The organism is Alicyclobacillus acidoterrestris, from assembly GCF_022674245.1.
Classification (GTDB): domain Bacteria; phylum Bacillota; class Bacilli; order Alicyclobacillales; family Alicyclobacillaceae; genus Alicyclobacillus; species Alicyclobacillus acidoterrestris.
Genome location: NZ_CP080467.1, coordinates 320548 through 327500 on the forward strand (window position 1 = coordinate 320548; position 6953 = coordinate 327500).

Annotated in this window: 6 protein-coding genes and 1 rRNA gene; all 7 read left to right on the forward strand. The window is 54.9% G+C overall.

The window, feature by feature from the left end:
• Positions 1–9: 9 nt before the first annotated feature.
• Positions 10–912, forward strand: a complete 903-nt coding sequence (hslO, locus tag K1I37_RS01470; RefSeq protein WP_021294621.1) for an Hsp33 family molecular chaperone HslO — start codon at positions 10–12, stop codon at positions 910–912.
• 5 nt (positions 913–917) lie between these two features.
• Complete coding sequence (gene folP, locus K1I37_RS01475; RefSeq protein ID WP_236613800.1) at positions 918–1697, forward strand: dihydropteroate synthase; 780 nt, start codon at positions 918–920, stop codon at positions 1695–1697.
• Positions 1681–2184 carry a 2-amino-4-hydroxy-6-hydroxymethyldihydropteridine diphosphokinase gene (gene folK / locus K1I37_RS01480; protein WP_021294619.1) on the forward strand — a complete coding sequence of 168 codons (504 nt, stop codon included), beginning with the start codon at positions 1681–1683 and terminating at the stop codon, positions 2182–2184. The genes folP and folK overlap by 17 nt, the downstream gene beginning before the upstream one ends.
• Complete coding sequence (locus tag K1I37_RS01485) at positions 2165–2392, forward strand: helix-turn-helix domain-containing protein (RefSeq protein WP_021294618.1); 228 nt, start codon at positions 2165–2167, stop codon at positions 2390–2392. Before folK ends, K1I37_RS01485 begins: the two co-directional genes overlap by 20 nt.
• Before the next feature lie 227 nt (positions 2393–2619).
• Positions 2620–3096 (forward strand): transcription elongation factor GreA, encoded by a 477-nt coding sequence (gene greA / locus K1I37_RS01490; RefSeq protein WP_021294617.1) that lies wholly within the window; start codon positions 2620–2622, stop codon positions 3094–3096.
• Positions 3097–3166: 70 nt separating this feature from the next.
• On the forward strand, positions 3167–4699 hold the full coding sequence (gene lysS, locus K1I37_RS01495) for a lysine--tRNA ligase (protein WP_021294616.1): 1533 nt from the start codon (positions 3167–3169) through the stop codon (positions 4697–4699).
• 685 nt (positions 4700–5384) lie between these two features.
• Positions 5385–6916, forward strand: a 16S ribosomal RNA gene (locus K1I37_RS01500).
• Positions 6917–6953: the final 37 nt, after the last annotated feature.

Below are 6953 nucleotides of genomic sequence, written 5' to 3' on the forward strand. Positions count from 1 at the left end.
ATATTTTCATTGGACAAGGATACAGTCATCCGTGGAACGGCGCGCGACGGACGCGTGCTGATTCTTGCTTGCTTAACCACGAACCTTGTCGCAGAGCTTCAACGGCGGCATGACACATGGCCCGTTGTAACCGCCGCGTTGGGACGGACCGCCTCTATCACGGCCATGATGGCGACGATGTTGAAGAATGAGGAACGGATTACCGTGAAAATCGATGGGGATGGCCCAATCGGACAAATTTGGGTGGAGGCGACGCCGGACGGCGACGTTCGGGGATATGCCGATAATCCCCACGTCGATTTACCCTTAAATTCTGTCGGGAAACTCGATGTGGGCGGTGGCGTCGGCCAAGGGCAGTTATACGTCATTCGAGACACGGGGCTGCGCGATTTCTACACGGGTAGCAGCGAATTGCAGACTGGGGAAATCGCGGACGATTTCACGTACTACTTCGTCGCGTCGGAACAAATTCCGTCTGCAGTGGGCGCAGGTGTGCTGGTCGGCACGGATCTGAAACCCATTGTCTCCGGCGGTTTTCTGATTCAATTGTTGCCGGGGCATGACGAAGCCGATATCTCATATGTCGAGGAACAGCTGAAGGGAGTCCCGAGCGTCACCAATTTCTTGCAAGAAACGCCATCGGCGGAGGCGTTGCTGCGCAAGCTGTGTCCAGACGCGCACATCCACGGCATACAGGATGTGCGGTTTCAGTGTACCTGTTCGTACGACCGATTGGAGCGCGTCCTCATCAGCCTTGGGCGCGATGAACTCGTGACCTTGCGAGACGAGGATGGGCATGCCGAGCTCACCTGCCACTTCTGCGGAAACGTCTATCAGTTTTCGCGTGCCGACCTTGATCGGATGATTCAACACATTGAGGAGAGCCAGTCCGCCAATCAGGAAGAGGGGTGAGCGTTGTGAACGTTCGAGTTATGGGAATTCTCAACGTCACGCCGGACTCTTTTTCCGATGGTGGGCGTTATGCAGAGCCTTCTGCCGCCATTCAGAGAGCGTATGAGATGATTGAAGATGGGGTCGATATTCTCGACATTGGTGCCGAAAGTACGCGTCCCGGCTATACGCCGCTCGATGCCGAGACCGAGTGGGCCCGGTTGGAGCCCGTTCTGCGCGCGCTCCTTCCGAACGTCTCCGTTCCCGTATCGGTGGATACCTATCACGCGGAGACCGCGGCGCGGGCTATCGATGTTGGCGTGGCCATCATCAACGATATTTCGGCTTGCGGCGATAAAGATATGCCCCGCGTTTTACAGGGAAATGCGGCACAGTACGTCTACATGCACAATCGCCCACAAGTGGATAGCGCGCTGTCGGTGTCGGATATTGTCGCTGAGACGCGGGCTGGGATTGAACGTCTGTTGGATGCGGGGTTGGACCCGTCGCGTCTGATTGTCGATCCCGGCGTTGGCTTCGCCAAGACGTACACACAGAACCTGTCGTGTATTCGCCACATTGAACAGTTTTGTCAGCTTGGGTACCCTGTGCTGCTGGGCACGAGCCGCAAGCGATTCATCGGGCATGCGTTAGGGCTAGAGGTCGATGAAAGGCTGGAGGGCTCCCTTGCCACAGTGGCCTATGGGGTTCTGCATGGGGCGACGATTGTCCGCGTCCACGATGTGCGAGAGACTGTCCGCATGTGCAGGATGTTGGAGGCGATACATCATGTCGACGCCCGCTAATCGCTGGCACGAGGTGTACGTGGGCGTCGGATCGAATCTCGGGCGGCGGATTCAGTATCTCGATTTCGCCGTGAAAGAACTGGCGAAGCTTGGCGTTTGTCGATGTTCGTCGGTTTATGAGACGAAGCCTGTCGGCTATACCGAGCAACCGGATTTTCTGAACATGGTGGTCCAGTTGCGAACGACATTATCGGCCCGCGAAGTGTTGACTGCGCTACAGGCTATTGAAGCCCGCGCGAATCGCGTCCGCGAGATTCGGTTTGGGCCGCGCACGCTTGACTTGGACGTCTTGTTGTACGATAACGACTACATCTGCTTTGGCGATTTTCAGGTACCGCACCCGCGGATGTGGTCGCGGGCGTTTGTTCTTGTACCTCTCGCAGAACTCGCGCCATCGCGGAGAGGCTTGGGTGGAGAGCGATTGGCCACCCTTGCCGCTCTGCACAGACAGAAAGACGAGGTGCAGCATGTCGGACGTTTTTGGTAGAAAAATGCGTGCTTATCGCAAGTTGAAGCATTTGACTCAAATTGAACTGGCGGAACAGCTTGGGGTGAGCGTCGCCATCGTCGGGAGTTTGGAGCGAGGGACTCGCATGCCTACGCCCCAGATGGTCGAGCGCTTGACCGAGGTGCTCAACGTGACGGAGACAGAACTATTCGGTGAGGCGGACAGCGACTTGGATGGTCTGGTGTGACGCTTCTTGCATCAATCCGGGTGATTTCCAGGGGGCGGTCTAGACACTTGGATTGATTGACAATGTGTGGGACCGTCTCTATAATGGCGCATAGACGTTGGCGCCTGCCGGTGCATCGTTGAACGATTGATCGGAGAAGTGGCACATACGCTGTACTGACTGAATGGGGATTCGACTTCACGCATATGTATCTGTTCGACTGGTCTTATAAAGGAGCGGAAGTTTAGATGGCCGAAAAAGAAGTCCTCTTAACACCAGAAGGATTAAAGAAGCTCGAGGATGAACTTGAGCAACTCAAAGGCGTGAAGCGACGCGAAGTGGCTGATCGCATTAAATTAGCAATTAGTTACGGCGACATCAGCGAAAATTCCGAATACGAAGACGCAAAAAATGAACAAGCCTTCGTCGAGGGTCGGATCATGACACTTGAGAAGATGCTGCGCAACGCGCGCATCATCAACGAGGATGAAGTGGATACAGACGTCGTCAGTATCGGCTCCACAGTGACGCTCAAGGACATCGAGTTCGACGAAGATATTCAGTACACCATCGTCGGCTCCGCTGAGGCAGATCCGGCGCAAAACAAGATTTCTAACGAGTCTCCGGTCGGCCGCGCGCTATTGGGCAAGAGTGTTGGTTCGCTTGTCGAAGTGAATGTGCCCGCTGGCGTGATCCAATTTAAAATTCTCGAGATTAAACGATAACGTTTTCAAGATACATGATTCCCGCCCGGACGAGGACTTTCCTCGTCCGTTTACCATTGGAGAGGTGACTATGGAAGAGCAGGACTTGATCCAAACGCGGATCGACAAGATGAATCAGATGTCCGAACATGGGGTAGATCCATTCGGACATCGTTACGACGTCACACATCATGCGGCGGACGTCCTCGAGTTGGCCGCCGATTTGGACAAGGAGCAGTTGGAAGCGGCGAATCACCGCGTGCGTATCGCCGGCCGCTTGATGGTTCGGCGTGGGCACGGCAAGGCGTCGTTCGCCGTCTTGAACGACCGCTCAGGCAGTATCCAAATTTATGCGAAGATCGATGTGCTTGGGGAAGAACAGTATCGTCTGTTCAACCTGCTAGACCTCGGTGATTTCATCGGGGTAGAGGGGACTGTGTTCCGCACCAACCGCGGGGAGATAACTGTCCTTGCGGAAAAATTGGACATGCTGGCGAAGGCGCTGCGGCCGCTCCCGGAGAAGTTCCACGGGCTCAAAGATGTGGAGACGAGATACCGTCAGCGCTACCTAGATCTCATTGTGAATCCGGAAGTTCGCGATATCTTTATCGCGCGGTCGCGGATTATTCAGGCCATTCGTCAATACCTCGACGAGCGCGATTACCTGGAAGTGGAGACGCCGACGCTCCATGCGGTGGCCAGCGGTGCGCACGCCCGCCCGTTCACAACGCACCACAACGCGTTGGACATGGATTTATATTTGCGTATCGCCATTGAGCTTCACCTCAAGCGACTGATTGTCGGTGGGCTCGAACGCGTCTACGAAATCGGCCGCGTCTATCGCAACGAGGGGGTTTCCACTCGCCACAATCCTGAGTTCACCATGCTCGAGCTGTATCAGGCCTACGCGGATTTCCACGACATTATGGATCTGACGGAGGGCATGATTCGCCATGCAGCCCAAAAGGTTGCTGGCACGCTGCACATCGCTTATGGAGACGAGACGATTGACCTTGAGTCCCCGTGGCGCAGAGCGCATATGGCGGATTTGGTTCAGGAGTACACGGGCGTCGATTTCCGAGCGGTAACTTCCGACGAGGAAGCGCGAGCTTTGGCGAAGGAGCATCACATCCAAATCACGGATTTGATGACGTACGGTCACATTCTCAACGAGTTCTTTGAGCAGCGCGTCGAGGACAAGCTGATTCAACCGACGTTCGTCTACGGCCATCCGGTGGAGATTTCGCCACTGGCGAAGATGAATCGCGAGGATCCGCGCTTCACCGACCGTTTTGAACTGTTTATCGTCGGCCGTGAGCATGGGAATGCGTTTAGTGAGTTGAATGACCCGATTGATCAACGCAACCGCTTCTTAGCCCAGCTCAAGGAGCGCGAGGCAGGTAACGATGAGGCGCAAGATCTCGACGAGGATTTCTTGACCGCGCTGGAACACGGGATGCCGCCAACGGGTGGATTAGGTATTGGTATTGATCGCCTAGTTATGTTGCTCACTGGACAACCTTCGATTCGGGACGTCTTGCTCTTCCCGCTCATGCGTGAACGCACGGAACGCCCAGATACCGAGGCGGAAGCGACTGATACGGCTCCGGGTGCCACAACCTGAGTTGTGAAGTGTGCGCCCGAGGGTCTGGTTTGGTTTTGTGAACCGACTTGACACGCAGCTGAACGCTGTGCGCATGGTTCATATATCCACTTAGAGAATTCGCTAGAATGCTGTAAGAGCCAATCTTTTTCACGATCCGCCGCACCATCAGAGCGATTCCTTCAGGGGCCTGTCTATTGATAGGCCCCTTTGGCATCTTTCAGCTGTATTGTTGCGCGTGTATTGTCGCGTGGGCTGCTGTCGCGTTTTTGTTATTCTGCTTTCGTCAATCTATCGGAGATCGTAAGAGATCGTATAGAGATTAGAGAAATTCGTATGGAGTGGTTGACGAGGCGCATGACGCATGATATATTATTTGACGTCGCTTCGGCGGCACAGCTTTTCCAAAGTGTACTATACGGGTCATCGTGATATGTTTCGTTCCTTTCAGAGCTCATAAGAACTTGGATGAAATGAAACACCCACTGTTGACAACGAACGTCAGTTCGTGATATAGTACTTAGGCTGCTTCGATAGAAGCGGCACTTGCTTGAAAGAATCACTTCATCTGGTTCCTCGTTGAATCAGCTTCAGTGGGGCTTTCACAGCAGGTTTGGTTCCTTGAAAACTGAACACACACGCCTAAAAGTTTCGGTCGACGTGACCTTTGGTCACAGCGACGATTGAAACATATGTAACAACGCCATTTTTTGAGAGTTTGATCCTGGCTCAGGACGAACGCTGGCGGCGTGCCTAATACATGCAAGTCGAGCGAGCCCTTCGGGGCTAGCGGCGGACGGGTGAGTAACACGTGGGCAATCTGCCTTTCAGACTGGAATAACACTCGGAAACGGGTGCTAATGCCGGATAATACACGGGTAGGCATCTACTTGTGTTGAAAGATGCAACTGCATCGCTGAGAGAGGAGCCCGCGGCGCATTAGCTAGTTGGTGAGGTAACGGCTCACCAAGGCGACGATGCGTAGCCGACCTGAGAGGGTGACCGGCCACACTGGGACTGAGACACGGCCCAGACTCCTACGGGAGGCAGCAGTAGGGAATCTTCCGCAATGGGCGCAAGCCTGACGGAGCAACGCCGCGTGAGCGAAGAAGGCCTTCGGGTTGTAAAGCTCTGTTGCTCGGGGAGAGCGACAAGGAGAGTGGAAAGCTCCTTGTGAGACGGTACCGAGTGAGGAAGCCCCGGCTAACTACGTGCCAGCAGCCGCGGTAATACGTAGGGGGCAAGCGTTGTCCGGAATCACTGGGCGTAAAGCGTGCGTAGGCGGTTGTGTAAGTCTGAAGTGAAAGTCCAAGGCTCAACCTTGGGATTGCTTTGGAAACTGCATGACTTGAGTGCTGGAGAGGCAAGGGGAATTCCACGTGTAGCGGTGAAATGCGTAGATATGTGGAGGAATACCAGTGGCGAAGGCGCCTTGCTGGACAGTGACTGACGCTGAGGCACGAAAGCGTGGGGAGCAAACAGGATTAGATACCCTGGTAGTCCACGCCGTAAACGATGAGTGCTAGGTGTTGGGGGGACACACCCCAGTGCCGAAGGAAACCCAATAAGCACTCCGCCTGGGGAGTACGGTCGCAAGACTGAAACTCAAAGGAATTGACGGGGGCCCGCACAAGCAGTGGAGCATGTGGTTTAATTCGAAGCAACGCGAAGAACCTTACCAGGGCTTGACATCCCTCTGACCGGTGCAGAGATGTACCTTCCCTTCGGGGCAGAGGAGACAGGTGGTGCATGGTTGTCGTCAGCTCGTGTCGTGAGATGTTGGGTTAAGTCCCGCAACGAGCGCAACCCTTGATCTGTGTTACCAGCACGTAGAGGTGGGGACTCACAGGTGACTGCCGGCGTAAGTCGGAGGAAGGCGGGGATGACGTCAAATCATCATGCCCTTTATGTCCTGGGCTACACACGTGCTACAATGGGCGGTACAACGGGAAGCGAAGCCGCGAGGTGGAGCAAAACCTAAAAAGCCGTTCGTAGTTCGGATTGCAGGCTGCAACTCGCCTGCATGAAGCCGGAATTGCTAGTAATCGCGGATCAGCATGCCGCGGTGAATCCGTTCCCGGGCCTTGTACACACCGCCCGTCACACCACGAGAGTCGGCAACACCCGAAGTCGGTGAGGTAACCGTTATGGAGCCAGCCGCCGAAGGTGGGGTTGATGATTGGGGTGAAGTCGTAACAAGGTAGCCGTATCGGAAGGTGCGGCTGGATCACCTCCTTTCTACGGAGAAACAAGGCTTTTAGGTGTTGTGTGTTTG